The sequence below is a fragment of the Actinokineospora baliensis genome (genome assembly GCF_016907695.1).
Classification (GTDB): Bacteria; Actinomycetota; Actinomycetes; order Mycobacteriales; family Pseudonocardiaceae; genus Actinokineospora; species Actinokineospora baliensis.
This window is the reverse complement of the sequence record NZ_JAFBCK010000001.1, coordinates 5867079-5889774: the sequence shown is the minus strand read 5'-3', so window position 1 is coordinate 5889774 and position 22696 is coordinate 5867079. Positions and strand designations below refer to the sequence as shown.

19 protein-coding genes are annotated in these 22696 nt (G+C 71.4%); 9 read left to right on the top strand and 10 right to left on the bottom strand.

The features are described from left to right. Positions 1 to 23 precede the first annotated feature (23 nt). Positions 24 to 1727, top strand: a complete 1704-nt coding sequence (locus tag JOD54_RS26230; protein ID WP_204454207.1) for an NlpC/P60 family protein — start codon at positions 24 to 26, stop codon at positions 1725 to 1727. Between the two features lie 749 nt (positions 1728 to 2476). Here JOD54_RS26230 and nagB read toward each other — a convergent pair. Continuing rightward, positions 2477 to 3259, bottom strand: coding sequence for a glucosamine-6-phosphate deaminase (nagB, locus tag JOD54_RS26225; protein ID WP_204454204.1), 783 nt, complete (start codon positions 3257 to 3259; stop codon positions 2477 to 2479). 186 nt (positions 3260 to 3445) lie between these two features. Between nagB and JOD54_RS26220 the strand changes: the two genes are divergently transcribed. Continuing rightward, the gene (locus JOD54_RS26220; protein ID WP_204454202.1) at positions 3446 to 4720 is read left to right on the top strand and encodes an amidase family protein; all 1275 of its coding nucleotides are present in this window, start codon (positions 3446 to 3448) and stop codon (positions 4718 to 4720) included. A gap of 127 nt (positions 4721 to 4847) precedes the next feature. After that, a complete protein-coding gene (locus JOD54_RS26215) occupies positions 4848 to 5327 on the top strand; it encodes a DoxX family membrane protein (protein WP_204454200.1) in 480 nt (159 codons plus the stop codon). A gap of 217 nt (positions 5328 to 5544) precedes the next feature. Here the strand turns inward: JOD54_RS26215 and JOD54_RS26210 are convergent, their stop codons facing one another. Beyond that, positions 5545 to 8562 carry a CHAT domain-containing protein gene (locus tag JOD54_RS26210; protein WP_204454198.1) on the bottom strand — a complete coding sequence of 1006 codons (3018 nt, stop codon included), beginning with the start codon at positions 8560 to 8562 and terminating at the stop codon, positions 5545 to 5547. 77 nt (positions 8563 to 8639) lie between these two features. Between JOD54_RS26210 and JOD54_RS26205 the strand changes: the two genes are divergently transcribed. Continuing rightward, on the top strand, positions 8640 to 9011 hold the full coding sequence (locus JOD54_RS26205; RefSeq protein WP_204454196.1) for a hypothetical protein: 372 nt from the start codon (positions 8640 to 8642) through the stop codon (positions 9009 to 9011). Next, on the top strand, positions 9008 to 9904 hold the full coding sequence (locus JOD54_RS26200; RefSeq protein WP_204454194.1) for a hypothetical protein: 897 nt from the start codon (positions 9008 to 9010) through the stop codon (positions 9902 to 9904). The genes JOD54_RS26205 and JOD54_RS26200 overlap by 4 nt, the downstream gene beginning before the upstream one ends. Here the strand turns inward: JOD54_RS26200 and JOD54_RS26195 are convergent. The 4 genes from JOD54_RS26195 to JOD54_RS26180 form a co-directional block, all read right to left on the bottom strand. Continuing rightward, positions 9865 to 11400 (bottom strand): protein kinase family protein, encoded by a 1536-nt coding sequence (locus JOD54_RS26195; RefSeq protein ID WP_204454191.1) that lies wholly within the window; start codon positions 11398 to 11400, stop codon positions 9865 to 9867. The genes JOD54_RS26200 and JOD54_RS26195 overlap by 40 nt on opposite strands. Next, complete coding sequence (locus JOD54_RS26190; RefSeq protein ID WP_204454189.1) at positions 11397 to 12242, bottom strand: protein phosphatase 2C domain-containing protein; 846 nt, start codon at positions 12240 to 12242, stop codon at positions 11397 to 11399. Before JOD54_RS26190 ends, JOD54_RS26195 begins: the two co-directional genes overlap by 4 nt. Before the next feature lie 17 nt (positions 12243 to 12259). After that, on the bottom strand, positions 12260 to 12937 hold the full coding sequence (locus JOD54_RS26185) for a vWA domain-containing protein (RefSeq protein ID WP_204454186.1): 678 nt from the start codon (positions 12935 to 12937) through the stop codon (positions 12260 to 12262). 1056 nt (positions 12938 to 13993) lie between these two features. After that, positions 13994 to 14680 carry a LysR family substrate-binding domain-containing protein gene (locus JOD54_RS26180; protein WP_307860285.1) on the bottom strand — a complete coding sequence of 229 codons (687 nt, stop codon included), beginning with the start codon at positions 14678 to 14680 and terminating at the stop codon, positions 13994 to 13996. Positions 14681 to 14755: 75 nt separating this feature from the next. Here JOD54_RS26180 and JOD54_RS26175 point away from each other — a divergent pair, with 75 nt between their 5' ends. Beyond that, positions 14756 to 15106, top strand: coding sequence for a DUF5997 family protein (locus tag JOD54_RS26175; RefSeq protein ID WP_204456614.1), 351 nt, complete (start codon positions 14756 to 14758; stop codon positions 15104 to 15106). Positions 15107 to 15371: 265 nt separating this feature from the next. On the opposite strand, the gene JOD54_RS26170 is transcribed toward JOD54_RS26175, so the two are convergent. The 4 genes from JOD54_RS26170 to JOD54_RS26155 all read right to left on the bottom strand — a co-directional run bounded on the left by JOD54_RS26170 (position 15372) and on the right by JOD54_RS26155 (position 20023). After that, entirely contained in the window at positions 15372 to 16175 is an 804-nt protein-coding gene (locus JOD54_RS26170) for a hypothetical protein (protein ID WP_204454184.1), read from the bottom strand. 61 nt (positions 16176 to 16236) lie between these two features. Then, a complete protein-coding gene (locus JOD54_RS26165; RefSeq protein WP_307860284.1) occupies positions 16237 to 17742 on the bottom strand; it encodes an alpha/beta fold hydrolase in 1506 nt (501 codons plus the stop codon). Positions 17743 to 17912: 170 nt separating this feature from the next. After that, the gene (locus JOD54_RS26160; RefSeq protein WP_204454180.1) at positions 17913 to 18560 is read right to left on the bottom strand and encodes a response regulator; all 648 of its coding nucleotides are present in this window, start codon (positions 18558 to 18560) and stop codon (positions 17913 to 17915) included. After that, entirely contained in the window at positions 18548 to 20023 is a 1476-nt protein-coding gene (locus tag JOD54_RS26155) for an FAD-dependent monooxygenase (RefSeq protein ID WP_204454178.1), read from the bottom strand. Before JOD54_RS26155 ends, JOD54_RS26160 begins: the two co-directional genes overlap by 13 nt. 82 nt (positions 20024 to 20105) lie before the next feature. On the opposite strand from JOD54_RS26155, the gene JOD54_RS26150 reads away from it, so the two are divergent. From JOD54_RS26150 to JOD54_RS26140, 3 genes are all read left to right on the top strand, one after another. Then, on the top strand, positions 20106 to 20681 hold the full coding sequence (locus JOD54_RS26150) for a TetR/AcrR family transcriptional regulator (protein WP_204454176.1): 576 nt from the start codon (positions 20106 to 20108) through the stop codon (positions 20679 to 20681). Between the two features lie 28 nt (positions 20682 to 20709). Further along, positions 20710 to 21576 (top strand): NAD(P)-dependent oxidoreductase, encoded by an 867-nt coding sequence (locus JOD54_RS26145; protein ID WP_204454173.1) that lies wholly within the window; start codon positions 20710 to 20712, stop codon positions 21574 to 21576. A gap of 306 nt (positions 21577 to 21882) precedes the next feature. Next, complete coding sequence (locus tag JOD54_RS26140; protein ID WP_204454171.1) at positions 21883 to 22674, top strand: maleate cis-trans isomerase family protein; 792 nt, start codon at positions 21883 to 21885, stop codon at positions 22672 to 22674. The last annotated feature ends 22 nt before the right edge of the window (positions 22675 to 22696 follow it).

The window sequence follows — 22696 nt, the reverse complement described above, 5'->3', positions numbered from 1 at the left end:
CACCACTCACTGGGGAGTTCGCCATGCCTTCGTTCAACCGCAGATCCGTGCTGGCCGCGCTCGCGACGACCGCCGCCGTACCGTTGGTCGGTGCGGCACCCGCCTGCGCGGCGGCTGCCACGGCGGGCACCGCTGCCGCCGCGACCGGGGTGGAGTTCGCACGTGAGCGGATCCCGGGGTTGATCGCGTTCGGGGACCCTGGTTGGTTCCCCGACGCGGTCCGGGAAGCGCTCACGGTCCAGGCCCTGCCGGGAAGTCCTGCCCGCACCCAGGTTTCGGACTCGCGTGGGGTTCTCGCGGTCCTGACCACGGGCGCGCGGACGGTGACCGTTCGCGGCCCGCGCCGCTCGTTCACCGAGCAGAAGCGCCCCTTCGTCGACCCCTTCGCCCGAACCCGCACCGGCGACTGGGGGATGTCGCCCGGCGGCGGCAACTGGACCACGGCCAACGGCGCCCCGGCGAACTACCACACGGAGCCTAGTAGCGGCGTGATCCTGTTGTCGCAGAACAACTCCAGCTACTTCGCTACGCTCAACGACCCCGACATCGCCGATTTCTCCGCGACCGCGCTGGTTAGCCTTGAGGTGGTGCCCGCGGGTGCGGACACCTCGGTCTCGCTGACCTTCGCCTACCAGGGGTACGACAACCACTACCGCGCCCGGCTCGCGGTGACCCCCGCCGGGCTAGTGCGGCTGAGCGTGGAGAAGGAGCAGGCCGACGTCGTCACCACGTTGGCCGCCGCGGTTCAGGTCGGCACCGGGTACGCGGCTGGTCAGCGGTGGCGGATCCGGGTGGAGCGGACCGGGATCACCCTGCGCACGCGGGCCTGGCGGTCCGACCTGGCCGAGCCGGGTACGTGGACGCACGTCGTGGACGACTCGACTTTCGGTGCGGGCAAGGTGGGCGTCCGCGCGATCGCGTCGAAGAACAGCACGGCGGTGCCGAGCCGGGTGTTCGTGCACGAGTTCGCGGGCAGCGGGCTCTGGGCGGCGCCGCCGGTCGTCACGCACGACACGTGGGTGCGATTGCTGCCCGCGCCCTTCAGCGGGACCTGGACGCCGGATGTGGAACAACGGGTCCGGGCGTGGCCGACCGACATCTCACCGGACGCGCTCGCCCTGGCCGCGATGCTCCAAACGGGCGCGGCGGCGTACCACTCGCCCGCGCAGGGCGGGGCGCAGGTGCTGGGGGAGTCGGGCTACGGGCCGCTGAACCCGGACGGGACGCGGGTGGAGGGGGCGGACTTCCACGAGTACATGGGCATCGGGTGGACCTTCCCCAGCGGCGAGGTCAAGCCCGCGCCCGGCCCGGAGTGGGCGCGCACGCTGGACTGCTCGGGCATGGTGCGCATGGTCTTCGGCTACCACCTGGGCATCCCCGCGGTCTACGACAACCCCGCCACCTTCACCGGCCTGACCCTGCCCCGCCGCTCCCGCGACATCGGCCCCACCGGCCCCGGCGTCGTGATCCACCGCGACGACACCGCACCCCCGCCCCACCCCAACATCGCCCCCGGCGACATCGTCTGCTTCGACGCCGACCCAGACCCCGCCGCCGAGTTGGACCACGTAGGCATCTACCTGGGCCAAGACGACAACGGCCACCCCCGCTTCATCTCCAGTAGAAAGACGGTCAACGGCCCCACCCTCTCCGACCTCGGCGGAGCCTCCACCCTGGACGGACCCGGCACCTACGCCACCTCGCTGCGCATCATCCGCCGCTTCTAGCTGCCCAGATCACTGCTCACAAACGAGAGCACTGCTCTCCAAAGGAGCGATGTGCAGCCTCCTTCCTTCGGAGAGCACCCACGGAGGCCCATCACCGCTCCCGGAAGCCACCGATTCTCCCTCAGCCCCCCGAGTCAACCCCGCCAACCCCGCCAGCCCGACCCACCGAGTTAGCCTCGCCAACCCAGCCCACCGAGCCAGCCCCGCCAGCCCGACCCACCGAGCTAGCCTCGCCAACCCAGCCCACCGAGCCAGCCCACCCAAAGCAACCACTGGACACTCGGAAGCCGCCCACCCAACTGCTCGATGGGGCGGACTTGTTTTGCGTGGGGTGGCGGCAGTCGTAGCGTTCTGCGCGGACAGGGCCATGCTTTTCGGCCCCAGCTTTGCGGTCCTGCCACGACTGGCGCAGGGGCCCCGCGCAAAACAAGTTCGCCCCATCGAGCCCACCCAGCCACCTCACAAAGGAGAGCGGCGCTTCGCGGGAGCCGCCGCTCGCATTCGAGAGCACCGCTCTCGCAGAGCACTGCTCTCGAAAGAGAGCGATGCTCTGAATAGAGAGCGCCACATCGCCCCCGTATCGCCGACGAAGAGAGCGTCGCTCACAAACGAGAGCACTGCTCTCGTTTGTGAACGACGCTCTCTGGCTTGCGGGGGTGTGAACGGTGCTCTGAATCGAGAGCACTGCTCTCGTTCGCGGCCAGCGCTCCGCGAGAGCGGTGCTCTTGGAAGAGAGCGGTGCTCTCGGGTTAAAGCTTCTGCCAGGTGGGCTTGGCGGCGAAGGTGGAGCGGAAGTAGTCGGCGTGCTTGAGGCGGGAGGCGGCCGCTTCGTCGACGATGACGGTCGCGTGGGGGTGGAGTTGGAGGGCCGAGGCGGGGGTGACGGCGGCCAGGGGGCCCTCGACGGTCAGGGCGATGGCTTCTGCCTTGGACTCGCCGGTCGCCACCAGGACCAGGTGGCGGGCGTCGCTGATGGTGGCGATGCCCTGCGTCACCACGTGCCACGGCACCTCGTCGAGGCTGCCGAAGAAGCGGGCGTTGTCCAGGCGGGTGCGCTGGGTGAGGGTCTTGACCCTGGTGCGCGAGCTGAACGACGAGCACGGCTCGTTGAAGCCGATGTGCCCGTCCGACCCGATCCCCAGCAGTTGCAGGTCCACCCCACCCGCCTCCCGCAGCACCCGCTCGTAGTCCGCGCACGCGGCGGGCAGGTCGTCGGCGGCGCCGTCCGGGCCGAGGAAGGAGTCCGTGGTCAGGCCCAGCGGGGTCAGCACCTCCCGCTCGATGACCGCGCGGTAGCTCTCCGGGTGTCCGGTGGGCAGGCCGACGTACTCGTCGAGCTGGCAGACCCGGGTCCGGCTCACGTCCAGCTCACCGGCGGCCACGCGGCGGGCGAGGGAGGCGTAGACCGGCAGCGGGCTGGACCCGGTCGCCACCCCGACCAGGGCGTCGGGCTTGGCGCTGACCAGGTCGGCGATCGCCCCGGCGGCCACCTCGCCGACCGCGTCGCGGTCGGCAACGATCACGATCTCCATGTGCGTCCTGTCCTCGAGCCACCCGCGACCGGTTTGGTATAGACCAATAATAGCAAGCGGACACCCCGGGTGTCCGCCCGACCACGTGCACGGGCCGCACAGCGGTGTTCGCGCACGGTCATTGACCCGTCCGCCCACCGAACTTACGGTGCCACCTCGACCCGCGCCGGGAAGGGACTCGCCGAGGTGCCCACCACACTGACCGACTGGCTCGCGCTCACCCCGTCTGACCGGGCCCACCACCTGCGCGAAACCCGTGCCGACGCCGAGCGGTCCGCCCACGGCGCCTGGATCACCGTGGCCGCCGACATCACCCACGGTGGTGGGCCGCTGGCGGGAATCCCCTTCTCGGTGAAGGACAACATCGACGTCCTGGGGTTCTCGACAACCGCTGGTAGTCGGCTCCTGCGCGCGACTCCCGCCGACGTGGATGCCACCGTCGTCGACGTCCTGCGCGACGCGGGCGCTGTCGTCCTGGGCAAGACCAACCTGCACGAGTTGGCCTTCGGGATCACGAGCAACAACGCCGCCTTCGGCCCCGTCCGCAACCCCGCCGATCCGACCAGGTCGGCTGGTGGCTCCAGCGGTGGCAGCGCGGCGAGCGTCGCCTCGGGCGCGGTGCCGTTCGCGCTCGGCACCGACACCGGCGGGTCCGTCACGATCCCGGCGTCCTTCTGCGGCGTCGTCGGATTCCGCCCCACCACCGGCCGGTACCCGGGCGACGGCGTCGTCACTCTCTCCAGCACCCGCGACACCATCGGCATCCACGCCCGCACGCCGCAGGACGTCCAATTCCTCGACGAGCTCATCACCGGTGAACCGGCCACCCCGCCGGTCGGGCTCGCCGGGCTGCGCATCGGCCTGCCCCGCAACCGCTTCGACGACCTCAACCCGGACATCGCGGACGCCGTCGCCCGGTTCGTATCCACTGTGGAACAGAAGGGCGCCGTGCTGGTCGACCTCGACCTGTCCGACCTCGACTCCTTGGCGCACAACGGAAACACCCTTGTCTTCCACGAGGCTCCGCGCCTGCTGGCATCGCGCATCGACCACCCCGTCGAGTTGTGGCACCACCACATCGCCTCGCCTGACGTCCGCTCGCTCGTCGAACAGATGGCCACGCCGGTGCCAGCGGACGCCTACCTGGCCGCGCGGGCCGACCGCTGGACCCTCCGCCGCCGCTACGCCGACGTGTTCACCCGCGTCGACGTCGTCCTCTCGCCCACCTCGCCGGTCCCGCCCCCGCTGCTGGGTGCCGACGACCTGATCAGCCTCAACGGGCGTCTGGTCGCGACCTTCCCGACGGTCACCCGCACCGTCACCCCCGGCACGGTCGCAGGCGTCCCGATGATCTCCCTGCCCGCGGGCACGACCCCCGACGGACTCCCCGTCGGCGTCTGCCTGGAAGCCCGTGCCCACGGCGACGCCGCCCTGCTCCAGATCGCCGCCGCCGTCGCCTGACTGTCCACTGTGGTCACCATCTCGACGGTGGAAGTGTGAACGCGCGACAAGATCAATGGTCTAGACCAACTCTCGCGCCAGCGCCTACCCTGGACCGACCTGCCCGGCCGACCACAGGGGGAACGCGATGAAGACACTCCTCACCCGCTTAACCGAGTCCCCCGGACGTCTCGCGCTGCCCGCGCTGCGGATCTCCCTCGCCCTGGTCTACCTGTGGTTCGGCGTCCTCAAGGTCATCGGCCAGTCCCCGGTGGCCGACCTGGTCCGGGCGACGATGCCGTGGGTCCACGGGCCGTGGCTGATCCCCGCGCTGGGGTGGGCCGAGATCGCCCTGGGCCTGCTGCTCCTGCTGGGCACCCCGCGCCGCCTGGCCCCCATCGCCGTCGCCGCCCACCTGACCGGCACGTTCCTGGTGTTCATCCAGGCGCCGACCATGGCCATCCACGACAACAACCCGCTCCTGCTCACCACCACCGGCGAGTTCGTGCTCAAGAACCTGGTCCTGATCTGCGCCGCCCTGGCCATCTTCGCCCTGGAATCCCCTGGTAGGACCCGCCAACCGAGCGCGGGCGAGGAGTTGGTGCGCGCACCCGTCCACACCGCCTAGCGGCCGGGCAAGATCAAACCGGATGAAGGTCCCCCCGAATGCACAGCCTACGGGCGGGCGGAGGTGGGGCGGGAACTTAAGGCTGGAGGCTGTGGACAGGGCGGGTGGTTGTGGACAAGGGGCGGCTCCTCGACCGGGCCGCCGAGCGGCCGCTCATGCCGCAGCGCCGGTTCACCATCGACCGACTCGTCGAGGCGCACGCGTCCGTATCCGTCTACTAAGGACCAATGTGCACGAACGGTGCCCAGGTGTCCGGTTGGTCCGGGTACTTGGCCCGCAGCTCGGCCGTTGTCTCCGCCAAGGCGTGCGCGGCGTCCGACGCCCGAAGGCCGCCGTTCACCAGCAATCGCCGGTACACCGAGTCGGCGACCGAGGCCGCCACGGTGTCCGACACCGGCCACTGGGTGGCGATCACGTGTCGGAAGCCCGCCAGTTGCAGGGCCGCCGCCAGGTGCACCGTCTCGTCGGCCAAGGTCAGCGCGCCCGCGGCGGTGTCACACGCCGACAGGTAGGCGAGTTCGGCGTTGGTCAGGTCGTGTGCGGCCAGCCGCAGCACTGTCAGGTCGCCGTTGTGCAGGTGCAGGGCGCTTTCCCCGGGGTGGTCGAGGTTCTGCGTCGCGTGGCAGGCGAAGTGGACCCATGGGTGCGCGGGCAATTCAGCCAGCACCACCTCGGGCGTGGCCGCGGGGCCGAGGAGCGTCGTCGTGCCGGGCACCGTCGCCGAGATCCGGCGCACTTCGTCTAGCACCGCGGGCAACGGCGCCCGGCCCGGGCGCGACGCGACGCCGACGGTCAGGAGGCGGGGGGAGACCGGGGGACGCGCGCGTCGGCTGCGGATCAGCGCCCCCAGGTCCGTGGTGTACGACGACAGGGTCCGGTCGGGCACCGTTCGCCGGGCGACCCGTTGCGACGTCGAGTACCGGCCAGCCGCGTGCAGCGGCAGCATCGCCATCGGACCGGTCGGGCACCACCACACCCGGTGCCGCACCGGACCGTCCAGCTCGTCGAGTGCCGCGACGACCGGGCCCGCTGTCGTGTCCCACAACCACCGCAGCATCGACACGAGCGCCGGGCGCAGGTCGACCGTCGCCCCGAGCAGCGCGTCGGCCCTGCGGCGCGCATCTTCGTGCCGTAGCCACGGCAACGGCACCACCCGGACGCCGTCCGGCCGCACCAGCAGCGCGTCGCACCGGGCGGGGCTGAGGTTCACCAGCACCACCGTCCCGCCGGTCGCCGCCAGCCGCAGCTCGTCGAACGACGACGTCCCGAGGAACGTGCCCAACCCGGGCAACCGCCGCGCGTCGGCCAGCAGCTGCCCCCACCGCTCGGCCAGCCTGCGGTGCCGCTCAGCCGCCCCCGGGTCGTCGGCAGCGGCCGTCAGCGCCCGCCGGGTGCCTTCCATCCGGTCCGCCAGGTCCGGGGCGACCGCCCGCAACGGCGAAAGATCACCTCGGGTCTGCACCACGTGCCGCCACAGCACGGTCCGCCCCTGTTCGGCCAGTTCGACCGCGTGCTCCGGTCGCCCGATGTGCACCGCAAGGGCCGCCGCCTCACCGGCCAGCCCGGCGACGCCTGCCAGTCGACGCTCCTGCCCGGCCCGGTCCAGACCCCGCTCCGCCACGATCGGCAGCAGCCGGATCGCCGCCGTCGCCGCCTCGCTCGCCCCGGGCAGGTCCCGCAGCCGCAAAGCCGACCCCAGCCACGCCCGCGCCGCCGCCAGCCGCGCTCCCGCGTTCCCGGTGGACGTCGCGGCGGCCTCCCGCCACAGTGCGATCGCCTTGAGCAGGTCCGGTGTCGTGCCCTCGGCCATGAACCGCTGCCGGTGCGCTTGGCCGAGCGCGTTGAGCGCCGTGATCCGTTGCGCGTGACCGGGTTCGAACCGGGCCAGAGCCTGCTCACCGTGTCGGATGGCCTCGTCGAGGCCGGTACCGCGGTGCCCGTCCGCCGCGGCCAGTGAACTCAACGTCGTCAGCTGGGCGTGCAGGGCGGCCAGCCGCGTGTCCCCGGACCGGGTGGCCGCGATCGCCTCCCGCACCCGGCTGATGGCCAGGGGCAGATCCGTGCTGTCACCGCGCAGGATGTAGCGCAACGCCAGAGCGCTGCCCAGGTTCGTCAACGCGATCGGCCGCACACCAATGAGTTCCGCGCCCAGCGCGAGCGCCTCCTCGGCCAGTGCCACCGCGATGTCCACATCGGACAGATCGCCGGACCGCTGACCGCGCCTGGTCAACAGCGCCGACTCGGTCGCCAGCCACATCGCCTTGGTCGGCCCGGCTTTGGCGGTCCTGGGTCGGATCGCGGCGCACAGCGCGATCGCCTCGGTCAAGTCGTCGGCCCGGTCCAGGTGCTCGATCCGGCGGACCAGGCAGGTCGCCAGGACCTGGCGCACCGGGTCGGCGATCCGGTGCCCGTCCGGGGTGAGCTCGACCGCCGCCCTGGCCAGCTCGACGGCCTGGTCCAGGTCCGCGGTCACGTGCGTGCTCTCGTACCGCATCCGCAACGCCTCGGCGCGCTGCACAGCCACGTGCGCCACCAGCCCGCCGCGCTCGTCCCGCAGGTACCGCTGGGTCAGCTCGAGCGCCTCCCGCAGGTCGTCGGCGGCACCTGCCAGTTGGTAGCGCACGAGCAACGCCCAGGCCAGCGCGTTCACCGTGTCCGTGGACCCGGGATCCGCGCGCAACGCGGCCCGCCCCGCGTTCACGAGCACGTCGGCGTCGGCCGGGTCGGCGTTTACCGTCAGCAGTGCGGACGACAGTTGGACCGCGGCCTCGGTCAGCCGGTGGTCGTCGGGCAGATCCGCGTGCACCGACCGCAGGAGCTCACCCGCGGCGACCACCCGGCTCGGGTCGCCGGTCTCCTCGAACTGCTCCAACAGGCTCACCGCCGTGGCGTGCGCCGCCGCTGCCCGATCGGGTTGCCCGTTGAGCAGTTCATGCAGGTCGGGGGGAACCGCCGAGGCGTCGAGGTCGCGCAACAGCCCAGCGCACATCCGCGCCGCCCGCAGCGACGACGCCGCGGACCCCGGCTGGTGGGCCTCGTGGTGTCGCAGGAACCACTGGCCGAGCACCCGCACGACCCCGGCCCCGCCGACCCGGTCCGCCACGACCTCCCCGTACAGGTCGAGCGCGGCCTGGTGCGCCGCGGCGTCGAGGACCGCCGCCCGGTCGCCGCCCTGGTCGAAACGGGTGATCCGGGCATCGAGGTCGGCGAGCGCCGCGCTCGGCGGATCGGCCATCCCCGGGCCACCCCCTCGGGTAGAGTCGATCTTCACCACGGTAGCCCGCGCGGGCCGGGACCGGGAAGGGGCGGCACGTGCCCGCAGCGGACGAAGCGGAACGGTCGGCGCTGGCGGTGTTCTGCGCCGCGCTGCCCCGGTTGCGGGTGCTGGCGGTCCGCGGGTTCTGGGAGGACACTCTCGAGATGCACGCGGCCGAGGTCGCCGCGGGCGGGTCCGCGGTGTCGGCCTGCCGCGAACTCGACATCGACCGGGCCCGCGACTCCGTGCGCGGGGACAAGGACGACGCTGGCGCCCGCACGGACTGGCTGCCGCCGCCCACCCTGGTCGGCGACTACCACTGCCCCGGACGCCGGTGCGCCAGGCGCGCCGACCGCGACGACCAGGCCAGACCACCGCGCTGCGCGGTGTTCGACGAGCAGATGCGCTTCGAGCGCCGATCCCCGTGACCGCGCTCATCGGTGAGGTGACCAAGCGGCTGCCGGACCGGTGGCTGGTGGGCACTCTACTGCCAGGTTTGGTGTGGCTGACCGTGTTCGGCATCGCCGTCCGCCAGGGGCACGCCCACCCGTTCAGCCCGCAGGTGGTCACCGACACCGCCAAGGCCATCGGCACCCTGGTCCGCGACCGCCCGACCGAAGCCCTGGCCTGGGGCGGGTTTGCAGTGGGCGGCGCGGTGCTGGCCAGCACGATCGCGCGCGGCCTTGGCGGTGCGGTCCGATCGCTGTGGTGGGGCCGGTGGCGCGGCCCCCTCGCCTGGGTCGCCCGGCTTGTGACCCGGCTGCGCAAGCGCCGCGCCAAGCGTGTGCTGGACAAGGCTGGAACCCGGTTGCCCGAGCGGTACTTACCCGCACTGCCCACCTGGATCGGCGACCGGTTGCGCCTGGTCGACGCTCGGGTGGACGCCCAGTACGGCCTGGTGCTCGCCCTCATCTGGCCCCGGTTGTGGCACCGGCTCGACGCCGAGACCCGAGCGGTGGTCGCGCACGCCCGGGGACGGCTCGACCTGGCCGCGACCCTCGTGGGGTGGGGAGTTCTCTACCTCGCGCTCGCGTGGGCGTGGTGGCCGAGCGCCGTGATCGCCGTCGGGCTCGCGGTGGTGGGCGCGCGCCGCGGACGGTTGGCGGCCGAGGTGTTCGGCGGCGCGGTGGAGTCCACTGTGGATCTGGGGGTGCTTGGCTTGGCGGAAGCGTTGGGGCACAAGGTTGAACATGCGCTGACGCCTAGTGTGGCGGACGCGATCAACGACCAGTTGCACAAGGGCGCCACACCCCAGGTCATTGCCGGACCGGTCGTCATCCCTCAGCAGGTGCCCAGGACAGCGGACGAGGACACCACGTAGTCGGCGGTGAACCGGATCGACGCCCGCACACAGCCACCAGCCGTCTTGATCAGGTCCGCGGTGACGCGCGGCGAAGCGGTGCCCTCACCCCAGTAACCCACGATGGTGGCTTGGGTGAAGGGCGCATGATCGCTCAGTGGCACCAGCGGTTTGGCGATGGGCTGGAACCAGTCCTCGCGGCCGAGATCGCACACTTGGGTGAGCACTTCCCGCGCCGTGACCAGGCCGTCGCCGCCGCGTACATCGGGTGCCGCGGTGTCGTAGAGCCTGCACTGCAGTTCCGCGCGGAGGTCCGCTTCGCTCTGCGTGGGCAGGGCAAGCCTCCCGGCGCCGGTGGGGAGCGTAAAAGTGGGTCTTGGGAGGTCCAAGGTCGGCAGTCCGGCGGCGGTCAGGTCGGGCAACCTGGGCAGTCTGGCGGTGGTCAGGTCGGCCAACCCCGGCCCGCCGGACGACGAGGACGGGGTGTTGGGCCCGCCCGCCTGGACCACCTGGATGACGAAGTAGAACACCGCCAGCAGGAACGCGGGCACCGCGGCCCACCGCCAGCCCAGCGGGTATCGGCGCTGCTGGGCGACACGGCGCTGACGCGGCTCACGCAACCGGATCGTGCGCGGCCGAGGGGTCGCCGGGGGAGTGTCGGACTCCTCCGCTGCCTCGCTCGCGGCAGCGGCGAGCGGCCCGATCCACGACTGGGCCGTGGGGCGCTTGGCGGGGTTCTCGTTGAGGCTCGCGGTCACCTTGCCGCGCAACCGGTCCGGCGCGAGCTTCGGGTTGGTGCTCTGCTGGTCGTTGGCGAAGAGCCGGATCGCGAGCAGGCCGAGCTTGTAGCTGTCGCTGGCCGGGGTGGCCTGCTCCTCGGCACCCAGGTCGCTGATCCGCCAGTCCGGGGTCTCCACCTGCGGCAACACGCTCTGCCCGTCGAGCCGCATCGCGTCGCAGTCGATGAAGAAGCCGCGCGGGCGGGCGGTCAGGCTGAACAGCAGGTTGTTCGGCGACAGGTCCCCGACGCTGATCCCCAACCGGTGCATCAGCGCCAACGCCTCGGCCGTGTCGTGCAGCAACTCGTAGCGGAACCGCGGACTCAACTCCAGACCGCGGTCGGCGAGGTAACCGGGCGGGTTGAGCAGGTACTGCACCAGGGCGAGCTCGGTGGTCGTCTCCTCACCGAAGCGCATGGTCGTCGAGTAGGCGACCGGGGCCTTGCGCATCAGGAACCCGACGACCACGCCGTCCTTGCGCACCACGACCTCCGGCCAGGCCGCCCGCGACAGCAGGCGCGAGCGGGTCGTGCCGTCCAGGTCGGCGGCGAACCCGACGAACCTCCGCAACGCGTCGACGTCCACCTCGTCGACCACGCGCGGGCTGTACTCCTTGTACACCACCGCGTCCGGGCCGTCGGGGTGGTCGACCAGCCGCAGCACCCTGCCCTGGCCACCGGACCCGAGCAGCCGCATCCGGCCGAGCTCGCGGGCGTCCGCCTCCGGGATGTCGATCACCGCACACTCCCCGGCCACACCCCCAGCAGGGTCCGGTCGTCGTCGAAGGTCTCCCGCGAGAAGTCCAGCAGGCGCGCGAACTCCAGTGGCGGGGGAGCGGTGCCGAGCGCGTCGGCGAACGCGGCACCGACTTGGCCCGCTCCGTCGCCCAGTGCCGCGCTGACGCCATCGGTGCCCAGCAGCAGCACCGACCCGGCGGGCAGGTCGACGGATTCCGCGCTCAGGTCGCTGGGCTGGTGCGGGAGGGCGACGGTCGCGACCTCGGTCAGATCGGGGGTGCTGTCGGACAGGTGCAGCCACCGCGCGTCGTCGAGCACCCAGGCGGCCGAGTCGCCGACCCGGCACACCTCGGCGCGCGCGGAACCGTCCGGCAGCGGGACGACCAGCGCGACCAGCAGCGTTGTCGACAGGAGCCGTTCCGCGCGGGCGATCGGGTCGTCGTCGCCCGGCTGGCCCTTAGCGAACTCGACCAGCGCCCAACTGGCGCACCGGAACAACTCCGGCCAATCCGGACGTTCGTCGGCGTCCAAGTGGCGCAACAGCCGGTCCGTGGCGGCGCGGCAGGCCAGCGTCGCACCCAGGTGCGCCAGCGGCACACTCGACACCCCGTCGGCCACCGCGGCGACCACAGCCCCGGACCCTTCGTGCCACGCCACGGCGAAGTCGTCCTGGCGCGGCGTCCCGTCGTGCCGGTGCTGGTAACCGCGCACCGAAGCGCCGCGCACGGTGAACCCCGCGCTGGCCCACCCGTCCACCGCCGTGTCCGGCCGATACCCGGTCCGCGACGGCGGCCGCGGCTCGAACGCCACCACGGGCGTCCCGATCACCAACGGCCCGCTCAACTCCGCCACCCCCGACCTCAGACGACGTCCACGGCCATGACGAAGCTGTCCGGCCGCTGGACCACCAACTCGGTCCGGTCAGCAGCCGCCGCCCGCGCCGAAGCCACGATGCTCTTGGTCAGCGCCACGCTGAACTCCGCGATCGCCAACCCCAACTCCACCCCCGGCGTCGCCACGAACGCGAACTCCGGCCGCGTCGCCACGTCCAGGATCGTGCGCGCCCTGGCCTCCCCGATCCCGCACGCGATGATGTTCGGCGCGGCGGCCGTGGTCTCCTTGTCCACCAAACGGCGGTACGACTCCCGCCAAGTGGGCTCATCGGTCGGCTGCCCGTCAGTGAGGAAGAAGACGGCGGGCCGGTACACCGCAAAACCCGAACCCTTCAAGGTGTTGACATCCGCCGGGATCCGCGCGGCGAGGGCGTCGAACGCGACGCCGTAGCTGGTGGAGGACCTGGTGGTGAGGACGGGCAAGGCCGCCTCGGTGCGCAGGTCGGCCAGGGAGAGCCGGGTCTGGACGTCGTCGGAGAAGCCCAGGATGGTGAACCGGACTTTCGCGGCTGCCATGGGTTCGCGCAGGAGGGCGCGGTGGAGCTCGGAGAGGCCTGCGTTGAGTTCGCCGACTACGGGGGCCATGGAGGCGGACTCGTCGGCTACTACGTAGACGGGGAGCACGTTCCCCTGGTTTTCTGCCATGTGCGCACTCCTCGGGGTGGAAGGCCACTATGGCATGGGGAGTGGTGGGGCGGGGGGTGGATTGATCGCCTCGGCTGCGCCATCGGCTGGATCCGCGATTTTGGTGAAGGGCTCGATGTGGTGGACCTGTTTTGTGCGGGGCCCCTACGACAGCCGTGGCAGGACCGCAAAGCAGGGGCCGAAAAGCATGGCCCTGCAGCGAGGCGACGCTACGGCTGCCGTCCCCCCACACAAAACAGGTCCACCCCATCGAGCAGTTGGCACCAGCGACTCCTCGGAGCGGTGGTCGGGTTCGGTGGGCTGACCCGGTGGGTTGGGCTGGCGGGGCTGACTCGGCGGGCTGGGTTGGGTGGGCTCGATGGGGTGGACCTGTTTTGTGCGGGGCCCCTGCGACACCCGTGCTGGGCCTGAAAAGCTGGGGGCCAAAGGGACGGCCCAGCCAGCCGCCGGTCAGGCTACGGGTGCCGCACCCCCACACAAAACAGGTCCACCCCATCGAGCAGAGCATGCGGGCGGCCTCCGAGGAGCGGTGGCCGGGCTGGCGGGGTGGGCTCGGGTGGTTGGGTTGGGTGGGCTGGCTCGGGGGGGCGGGTGCGGCGGCTCGATGGGGCGGACTTGTTTTGCGTGGGGTGGCGGCAGTCGTAGCGTTCTGCGCGGACAGGGCCATGCTCTTCGGCCCCAGCTTTGCGGTCCTGCCACGACTGGCGCAGGGGCCCCGCGCAAAACAAGTTCGCCCCATCGAGCAGTTAGGGGCAGCGGCTTCCAGGAGCAGCGGCGAGGCTCGCGGGGCTAGCTCGGAGGCTGGGATAGGTGGGCCAGCTCGGGGGCTGGGCGTGGCGGCTCGATGGGGCGGACTTGGTTTGCGCGGGTGGCTCGGTGGGCTGGCACCAGTGGCTTCTGGGTGTCCAGCGGCTGAGTTGGCCCCAGCAGCATCCGGGAGCGGTGGCTGGCGGGGGGCTTCTGGCGCACCTCACCCTGAAACGATGTCCCAGATTTCCCCTGCCATGACTGAGGGCAGCCGCCAGCGGTGGGCGCGAGGGTGTCCTCTGTGGAGGGTTAGCGGCGGCGTTGCTTTCGGCGTGGGGGAGTGGGGGTGGGTTTGGCGCGGGGCTTGGGGGGTGTCGCGGCGGGGGCGCGGCCTCGGGTGCTGTTGGGGGTTCGGCCGCGGATGATGCCGATGAAGGTGTCGATGGGGTCGGTGGTCTCGTTCTCCAGCCAGGCCAGTGCCACCTGGGACTGGGGGGCGTCCTCGAGGGGGCGGTAGGTCAGGTCCCGGCGGTGGTGGAGGCGGGCCAGGGACTGGGGGACGACGAGGAGGCCGATGCCTGCGGCGACCAACTCAACCGCGTCGGGGGTGGTGGTGGGGCGGTCTTTGGCCGGGCGGCCGGGGGGGTGGGGCCAGGGTAGGGTGTCGTCGAGGGGGTGGAGGAGGAGTTCGTCCGCCAGGTCCGCGGGGGTGAGGGTGTCGGCCGCGGTGAGGAGGTGGTCTTTGGGGATGACCACCACCGTGGTTTCGGTGTACAGGGGGATCGCGTGCAGGCCGGTGCGGTCGGCGGGCATGCGGAGCAGGGCGGCGTCGACCTGGCGGTCGCGGACGGCGGTGGCGGCGTCGGCGGAGGTCAGGTGGGACAGGTCCAGGGGGGACTCGGGGAGGCGCTCGGTCCAGATCCGGACCCACTTGGCGGGCGTCACCCCCGGCACGTACGCGAGCCGGAACGGTGTACCCACGGCCGACCCTGTCACCAGGTCAGACTACCGCCCGTGAACGCCCCCGCTACGCTTGCCCCCATGACCTCGGCGAGCAAGACCCCCCAAACGATGAAGCCCGCCACCGCGGCGAAGAAACTGGGCGTTTACCTGGAGGCCACGCCCGCCGAGTTCCAAGAGGGCACCGTCACCCGCGACGAGCTCAACGCCCTGCAGGCCGACCCGCCCACCTGGCTGCGGGACCTGCGCCGCGACGGTCCGCACCCGCGGCAGGTGGTGGCGGCCAAGCTGAAGGTGTCCATCGGCGGGCTCGCCCGGGCCGGGGTGACCGGGGCGCTGACCACGGCGGAGATCGAGGCGATCAAGGCGGAGGACCCGGACTGGCTGCGCCGCGAGCGGGAGACCCAGGCGGAGTTCCGCAAGGAGTCCGAGCGGCTCAAGTCGGCGCGGCCCCGGTCCTGAGAAGTGGTGCGGGCCCCCTCACCGGACCTGGCGTCCGATGAGGAGACCCGCGCTCGTGGTGACGGTCGACCCTCCGGTGAGGACAGTCGCGTCGGCTTCGAACACGGGTAATCGTAAGGACATCGGCGACCGGTTTCCCAGTCCCTGGCGGGGTGAACCGGCTCGGCGGGACACTTCGCCAGCGCGACCGAGGACCACCCCGAAGTCGCGTATCGGGTCCCGGCGGGGGACCGGTGTATCCAGGGCCGGGATCGCGCCTCTTGTCTTAGCCGAGCAGTGACCGCACAGACGCCGCGACGGCGTCGACGAAGGTGTCGCGGGTGGACTCGGGCACGAGGTCGAGCGACAGGTACGGGTTGAGGTCCTCCAGTTCGACCAGGAACAACCCGTCGGCGGTCCGGCAGGCGTCGACCCGCTGGATGCCGTGCGTGAGGGTGTTCCACTCGATGAACCGCTGGGCGAAGGCCAGGTCCTCGCCGGTCGGCCGGTACTCGGTCAGCTCCCAGCGCCGCTCGGGGTCGGGCGCGTAGAGGGCGTAGTGGAACCGGTGGTCGACGAAGTAGAACGACACCTCGTACTGGAAGTCGACCCGCGGCTGGACCAGCACATCACCGCCAGCGTCGATCCCGTCGCGCGTGGTGAAGACGAGCCCTGCCGAATCGGCACCCGCCTTTGGCTTGACCACATAGGTCTCGACTTCAGGCAGCCGGTCGACATCGTCGGCCTTGTCCACGGTGGGAATCACGGGGAATCCAGCCGTCGTCAAGTCCACAAGGTACTGCTTGCCCGCCATGTCTCCCCGCCCGCCCAACGGGTTGTAGACGACAGTCCCGCGCTCCAACGCCCGCGCCCGGAACGCCGCGTACTCGGCCGGGTAGTTCATCACCGGCCCGCTGTTGCGCACCATCACCACATCAAACCGATCCATCAACGCGGCCGCGTCCAACGGGTGGCACAACCCCACCTCGAACGACTCCCGCAACCGAGCCGACAGGTACGCGTCCTCATCGCCGTAGCGACGACCACGAGCGGGGTAGGTCAGGTCGGTGACCAGCAACAGAGCAGACACCGGCTCAATGTAGAGCAGATGGGACAAAGGGGCGGGCCGGAGGCGGCCCGCCCCCGGGGCGCTAGTCGTTGTGGCAGGTGGGGTTGGTGCGGGGGAGGGTGCCGTCGCGGAGGTAGGTGTTGATGGTGGTTTCCACGCAGGTGTTGGGGTAGTGGCCGAAGATGGCGTGGATGCGCACGTCCTGGAGAGTGACGAGCCGGGAGGCGGGGAGTGCTCGGTGTAGGCCGACGCCGCTGGTGTAGGGGGTGCGGGTGTCGGCGGTGGCCTGGACGATGAGGGCGGGGGTGGAGTTGTGGATCGTGGTGAGGGGTTCGGCGGGTGCGCGCCAGAAGGCGCAGGCGCTGATGTTGTGGGTCAGAGCGCCGAAGACCGGTTGGGTGGGGCGGATGCGCTGGATCGTTCGCCAATAGGTGCGGGGGTCCCGGGGCATGGGGGCGTCACCGCACAGGACGGCGGCTTGGCCTGAGCCCTGGGTCTGCAGGGTCGGGTTCTGGAACAGGCGCAGGATGGTGAGCAGCTCCGGGCTCGGGGTGACGGGCTTGCCTGCTGCGGCGTCGACCAGGAGGCGGACGTCGGCGGCGAGGGTGGGGTTGCTGCGGACGTCGGCCAGGTGCACGAACAGGACCACCGGGAGTTCGTGCTGGTTGATCGTGGTCGTGCCCAGCGGGATCGGTTTGTGCGCTGCTCGTCGTAGCAGGTCCTCGACTGCCGCACGCACCTGCCGCGGTGTGGTCCCCAGGTGGTACTGGGCGTCGCGGGCCGCGGTCCACCGCGCCCAGTCGTCGAGAGCGGCTTCGTTGACCTCGCCCATCGCCTGCATCATCGGCAGGCCGTAGTCGCGGGGGTTGATCGCGCTGTCGAGGACGAACCGGTCGCTGCGCCCCGGGAACATCTGGGTGTACACCGCGCCGAGGTAGGTGCCGTACGACCAGCCGAAGTAGCTGATCCGCGGCTCGCCGAGCGCACCGCGGACCACGTCCATGTCCCGCGCGGTGTTGCGGGTTGTGGTGTGCCGCAGGTATTCACCCTCGGTTGCCGAGCAGCGGCGGCGGGCGAGATCGGCGAGCAGCGCCGTGTTCGCCTCGAACGCGGCCCAGTTCTCCCCGCCCGACCGCAGCATGTTGCCGATCGGCCAGCCGCAGTCCACCGGGGTGGAGCGGCCGATCCCGCGCGGGTCCATGCCGATCAGGTCGTACCTGGCCCGCACGTCGGCCGACATCCGCTCGCGGACCCCCACCATCATGTCCAGCCCCTGACCGCCCGGCCCGCCCGGGTTGGACAGCATGACGCCGCGCCGCTGCTTGGCGTCGGTCGCCTTCAGCCGCGAGATCGCCACGGTGATGGTCCGGCCGCGGGGCCGCGAGTAGTCCATCGGCACCGTGACGTCCGCGCACTGGGCGCCCGCCTTGTCCAGAACCTCGTGGTCACAAGGCTTCCAGGTCAGCCTCTGCTTGTGGTAGAGCGCGAGTGTGTCCGCAGTGGACTCTGTGGATGTCGCGGCCGCGGAACCGGCCAGCACGCCGACTCCCATGGTCGCGGCCGCCACGAGCGCGCCGAATCGCTTCACTTTCCTTGCCAGCACTGGGATTCCCCTCATTGGAACCGGATCGTCCGGTGAATCCCAAGCTACAAGCCGCAGGGCCGCGTTCCGATGGCGCGAGCACCCGTCTTGCGGATCCCGCTGCCGGTACGGGAGGGGGTGGTGCCAGGGCTACCGCGATCGCGCGAACGGCCCAGTCACGAGGCGTTGAGGTACGCCAGGACGGCCAGGACGCGGCGGTGGCCCGCCTCGTCGCTGGGCAGGTTGAGCTTGCTGAAGATGTTGCGGATGTGCTTGTGCACCGCGCCGTCGCTGATGACCAGCATCGAGGCGATCGTGGAGTTGTTGTGCCCCTCCGCCATCAGCGCGAGCACCTCGCGCTCGCGGCCGGTCAGGGTCTCCAGCGGGTCGTCGGCCCGGTGCCGGACCAGCAACTGCGCGATCACCTCGGGGTCCATCGCCGTGCCGCCGCCCGCGACCCGGTGCAGTGCGTCGAGGAACTGCTCGACCCGGCCGACGCGCTCCTTGAGCAGGTACCCCACCCCGCCACCGCCGTCGGCGAGCAGTTCGGCCGCGTAGCTGTTCTCCACGAACGCCGACAGGACCAGCACCGGCAGGCCGGGGTGCACCCGGCGGGCCTCGACCGCGGCGCGCAGGCCGTCGTCGGTGAACGTCGGCGGCAACCGCACGTCCACGACGACCGCGTCGGGCCGGTCGGCGGTGACCGCGGCGAGGAAGTCGGTCGCGTTGTCCACGGCCGCCCGCACGTCGACACCGGCCGTGCTCAGCAGCAGGACCAGGCCCTCGCGCAGCAGCGCGTCGTCCTCGGCGATCACGACCCGCACGCCCGACCCCCACAGAGTTCCGCCCGACCAGTGCGGCCAGTATGCCCCAACGCCGCGCCGGGCTCGCCGAACCACGAGGTCAACGCGGCCGAGACCCCCGTGGCCCCTGACCAGGCGACGTACCCGTCCGGCCGCAGCAGGATCGCCGGGTCGGCGAACGGGGAACCGTCCACTGTGACCATCCGCACCCGGTCCGCCCACGGCGCCGCCTCCAGGACGTCGCCGGAGAGCAGGAGCACCGGCTCACCCGGCACGAGCAGTTCGACCACCGAGGACTCGCCGATCGGCGCGTTGGGCAGGAACGCCCCGGTCAGCCCCGGCCCGTCGGTGTAGCGCACGCCCTGGCCGCTGATCAAGTCACTGATCCCGGAGTTGTTGTCCGGCAACGACATCAGCCCGGCGACGAACCCACGCACCGGCTCCGCGTCCGGCCGCATCAGTGCCCCCTGCACCCGGGTGTTGGCGATCACCGCCGCCGCGACCGGCCGCCGCTCGCTGTCGTAGGTGTCGAGCAGCCGCTCCGGGGCGCGTCCCGCGACCACCATTGCCAGCTTCCACCCCAGGTTGATCGCGTCCTGCAGGCCCGTGTTGAGCCCCTGGCCGCCCAGCGGCGCGTGCACGTGGGCCGCGTCACCGGCCAGCAGCACCCGGCCGATGCGATAGGTGTCGGCGAGCCGGGTGAAGTCGCTGAACCGGCCGAGGTACGCGGGTCGCGACATCCGTACGTCCCGTTGCAGGACGCGGGACGTGACGCCCCGCAGCTCGTCCAGCGTGACCGGGCTGCCGCGATCCGGCAGGTCGCCGAACTCGTGCGCGACGATCCGGCTCAACCCCAGTGGGCTCACGTTGGCCAGCGTCGACCCCACAGGGCCGTGTGCCCACCCACTCGGCACGACCGCGGGGTTGTCCAGGCGGACCAGACCGAGGATCCCGGCGAACGTGGGCGGGGTGGTGGTCGAGGTGAACCCGAGCCGCTCACGAACCGTGCTGCGCGCCCCGTCGCACCCCACGGCATAGGCGCCGACGAGCACCTCGCCGCCGTCGAGTTCCACCTCGACCCGGTCAGGACCGGAGCGCACGTCCACCACGGTCTCCCCGCGTCGGACAACAGCGCCCGCTGCCCGCGCCCGTGCCTCGAAGAACCGCTCCAAGTCCGCTTGCGACCGCCCGACCATCGGCGGCCCCTCCGCGGCGGGCGACTCCAACGTGAGGATCGGCCGGCCGGCGAAGTGGAACGGCACGGTGACGGTGCGCCGGGACCGTGCCGTTGCCGCGTCCGGCGCGCTCAGGTAGCCACGCCTGGTCAAGGACTGCACCGTGCGCGCGTGCAGCGTGCCCGCGCGCGGCTCGTCGTGCGTGGCCGACCGCGACTCCACGACGGTCGTCGCCACACCGCGGATCGCCAGCTCAGCGGCCATCAGCATGCCCACAGGACCACCGCCGACGACAACCACACCGCGCACCTGGACCCCCGTCGCCCGCGCTCACCGAGCGCACCGGACCGAATACTTGAACGGATGTTACACAACTGCTAGTGTCCCCGTCATGGCACGACCCAAGGCGTACGACCCGGAGCGGGTGCTCGAGAGCGCCATGCAGGCGTTCTGGTCCAAGGGGTACCTCGCGACCTCGGCCTCGGACCTGGTGGACTCCACCGGTCTGGGGCGCGGCAGCCTGTACAACGCGTACACGGGCAAGAAGGACCTGTTCCACCACACCCTCCGCTGCTACAACGACGTGTGGGCGGCCCGGCAGGAGGAGTTCCTGGCGGGCGGTGCGGCGGTGCGCGACCGGATCCGCGGTCTGTTGATGACCGTGGTCGACGAGGAGTGCGCCGAGGACGGTCCGCGCGGTTGCTTCGCGGTGAACACCGCACTGGAGTTGGCCGACCAGGACCCGGAGGTCCGCGCGCTGGTCGCCGCCGTGTTCGACCGGATGGCCGCGGCGCTGACCAACGCCGTGCGCGAAGGCAGGGCGAGCGGGGAACTGGCCGGGGACGACGAGCCGGAAGCGGTGGCGCTGTACGTGCTCAACTCGATGTACGGCCTGCGGGTCCTGGGCAAGACGATGCCCAGGGAGTCTCTGGTCGGCGTGGTCGAGATGACCCTGCGCGCGCTGTAGTCGGCGACCAATCGGGGAGTGATTCACCATGAGTTCGACTCGGCCGACCGTCGCGGTGCTCGGGACGGGAACCATCGGTGCGCCGGTGGCGCGGAACCTGGCCAAGACGGGATTCGAGGTCCGGGTGTGGAACCGCACCCGGGAAAAAGCCGACGAGTTGGTGCCTGACGGCGTCGTCGTGGCCGCGAGTCCCAATGCCGCCGTTAAAGGTGCCGACATTGTGCTGACCGTTCTCAAAGACGGGCAGGCGGTGCGGGAAACCATGGCCGTGGCGGCGCCGGAATTGGGTGCCGACGCGGTGTGGGCGCAGTTGTCGACCGTCGGGGAGGACATCGACGACCTGGCGGCCTGGGCGGCCGAGCGCGGGATCTCCTTCGTCGACGCGCCGGTGCAAGGCACCCGCCAACCGGCCGAGCAGGGCCAGTTGGTGGTCTTGGCCGCGGGGCCGGAACCGGCGCGCGCGGCGCTGGCCCCGGTGTTCGACACCATCGGCCGCAAGACCGTGTGGGTCGCCGCGGAGGCCGGGGCGGCCAGCAGGCTCAAGTTGGTGCTCAACACCTGGGTGATCGCGCTGACCAGCGGCGTCGCCGAGGCGATGGCGCTGGCTGAGGGCATCGGGGTCGACCCGGCGCACTTCGTCGACGTGGTCAGCGGTGGCCCGATGGACAACGGCTACTTCCAGGGCAAGTCCGCCGCCATCCGGTCCGGCGACTTCACCCCGGCGTTCACCGTGGACAACGCGGAGAAGGACGCCAGGCTGGTGCTCGCCGCGGCCGAGCGGGCCGGGGTCCGGCTGGACGCGGTGCGCGCGGGCGCGGACCGGTTCGCGCGGGCGTCCGCGCTCGGGCACGGCGGTCAGGACATGGCCGCCACCTATTTCGCCAGCTTCGAATAGGGGGCGATGACCGGGGGCGCGGCGCTCCCACGGCTGTTCGGAATGGACCACGCCCGCGCGAAGCGGAATGCGTGGCGATACCGCTCGCCCTTTTCTCCCGGTGACCACTTCGATGATCTCGCCAGTGGCGCTGATCGGCCGCTGGATACCACCCGTGCCGGTGAACATTTCTCGCGGAATCCGCTTGTCCACCCCCCGGCGAATGCGCGACTGTTGTCCGCGTTGGGGGAGAGCGCTCACGAATTCCACTTCGGACTGTGGCTCGCCCGTCGTAGGACCGACCCGAGTGAGAACGAGGAGACAGCCGTGCCCGACTCCCTGGGATACCGCTACAAGATCGCGGTGGTCGTGCCGTCCACCAACACCTCGGCCCAGCCCGAGGTGGACCGGCTCCGGCCGCCCGGTGTCACCAACCACATCGCCCGCATGGTCATCAACGACGACTCCATGGTGGAGCGACCGGGCTTCGACCACGTCATGCACAGCATCCGCTCGTCGACGGAACCGGCCATCCGCGGCGTGCTGACCTGCGACCCCGACCACGTCGTGGTGGCCGTGTCCCCGGAGAGCTACTGGGAGGGCGCCGTGCACCACGGCCGCGTGCTGGCGTCGATGCGCGAGATCAGCGGCGGGCGCCCGGTCACCACGAGCCCGGACGCCATCCGCGCCGCCCTGGCCAGCCACGGCGACCTCACCAGGGTCGCGGTGATCACGCCGTACCTGCCCGTCGGCGACGACTCCGTGTCGCGGTTCTTCACCGACGCCGGGTACGACCTGGTGCGGGTGCTGGGGTTGGGCTGCGCGAGCCCGGCGAAGATCGCGCACGTGTCCGAGGACCGGCTGCGCGCCGCGGTCCGCGAGGTCGACGGGCCGGACGTGCAGGCGATCGTCCAGGTCGGCACGAACGTGGCGATGGCGCGGGTGGCCGCGCAAGCCGAGGCGTGGCTCGGCAAGCCGGTCATCTCCAACAACGTCGTCCTGTACTGGCACGCGCTGCGCTCCGGGGGGATCCAGGACGCGGTGCACGGCCACGGCGAGCTGCTCGCCAACCACCTGACCCTGCCCAGCAGCAGGGTTCCAGCGCTGAACGCGCTCTGACACAAACGGGGGGAAGAGAACC

Coding starts and splice junctions, on each gene's coding strand:
- JOD54_RS26230 (WP_204454207.1), top strand. CDS start 24: ATGCCTTCGTTCAACCGCAGATCCGTGCTGGCCGCGCTCGCGACGACC.
- nagB (WP_204454204.1), bottom strand. CDS start 3,259: ATGGAGATCGTGATCGTTGCCGACCGCGACGCGGTCGGCGAGGTGGCC.
- JOD54_RS26215 (WP_204454200.1), top strand. CDS start 4,848: ATGAAGACACTCCTCACCCGCTTAACCGAGTCCCCCGGACGTCTCGCG.
- JOD54_RS26210 (WP_204454198.1), bottom strand. CDS start 8,562: ATGGCCGATCCGCCGAGCGCGGCGCTCGCCGACCTCGATGCCCGGATC.
- JOD54_RS26185 (WP_204454186.1), bottom strand. CDS start 12,937: ATGGCAGAAAACCAGGGGAACGTGCTCCCCGTCTACGTAGTAGCCGAC.
- JOD54_RS26175 (WP_204456614.1), top strand. CDS start 14,756: ATGAAGCCCGCCACCGCGGCGAAGAAACTGGGCGTTTACCTGGAGGCC.
- JOD54_RS26150 (WP_204454176.1), top strand. CDS start 20,106: ATGGCACGACCCAAGGCGTACGACCCGGAGCGGGTGCTCGAGAGCGCC.
- JOD54_RS26145 (WP_204454173.1), top strand. CDS start 20,710: ATGAGTTCGACTCGGCCGACCGTCGCGGTGCTCGGGACGGGAACCATC.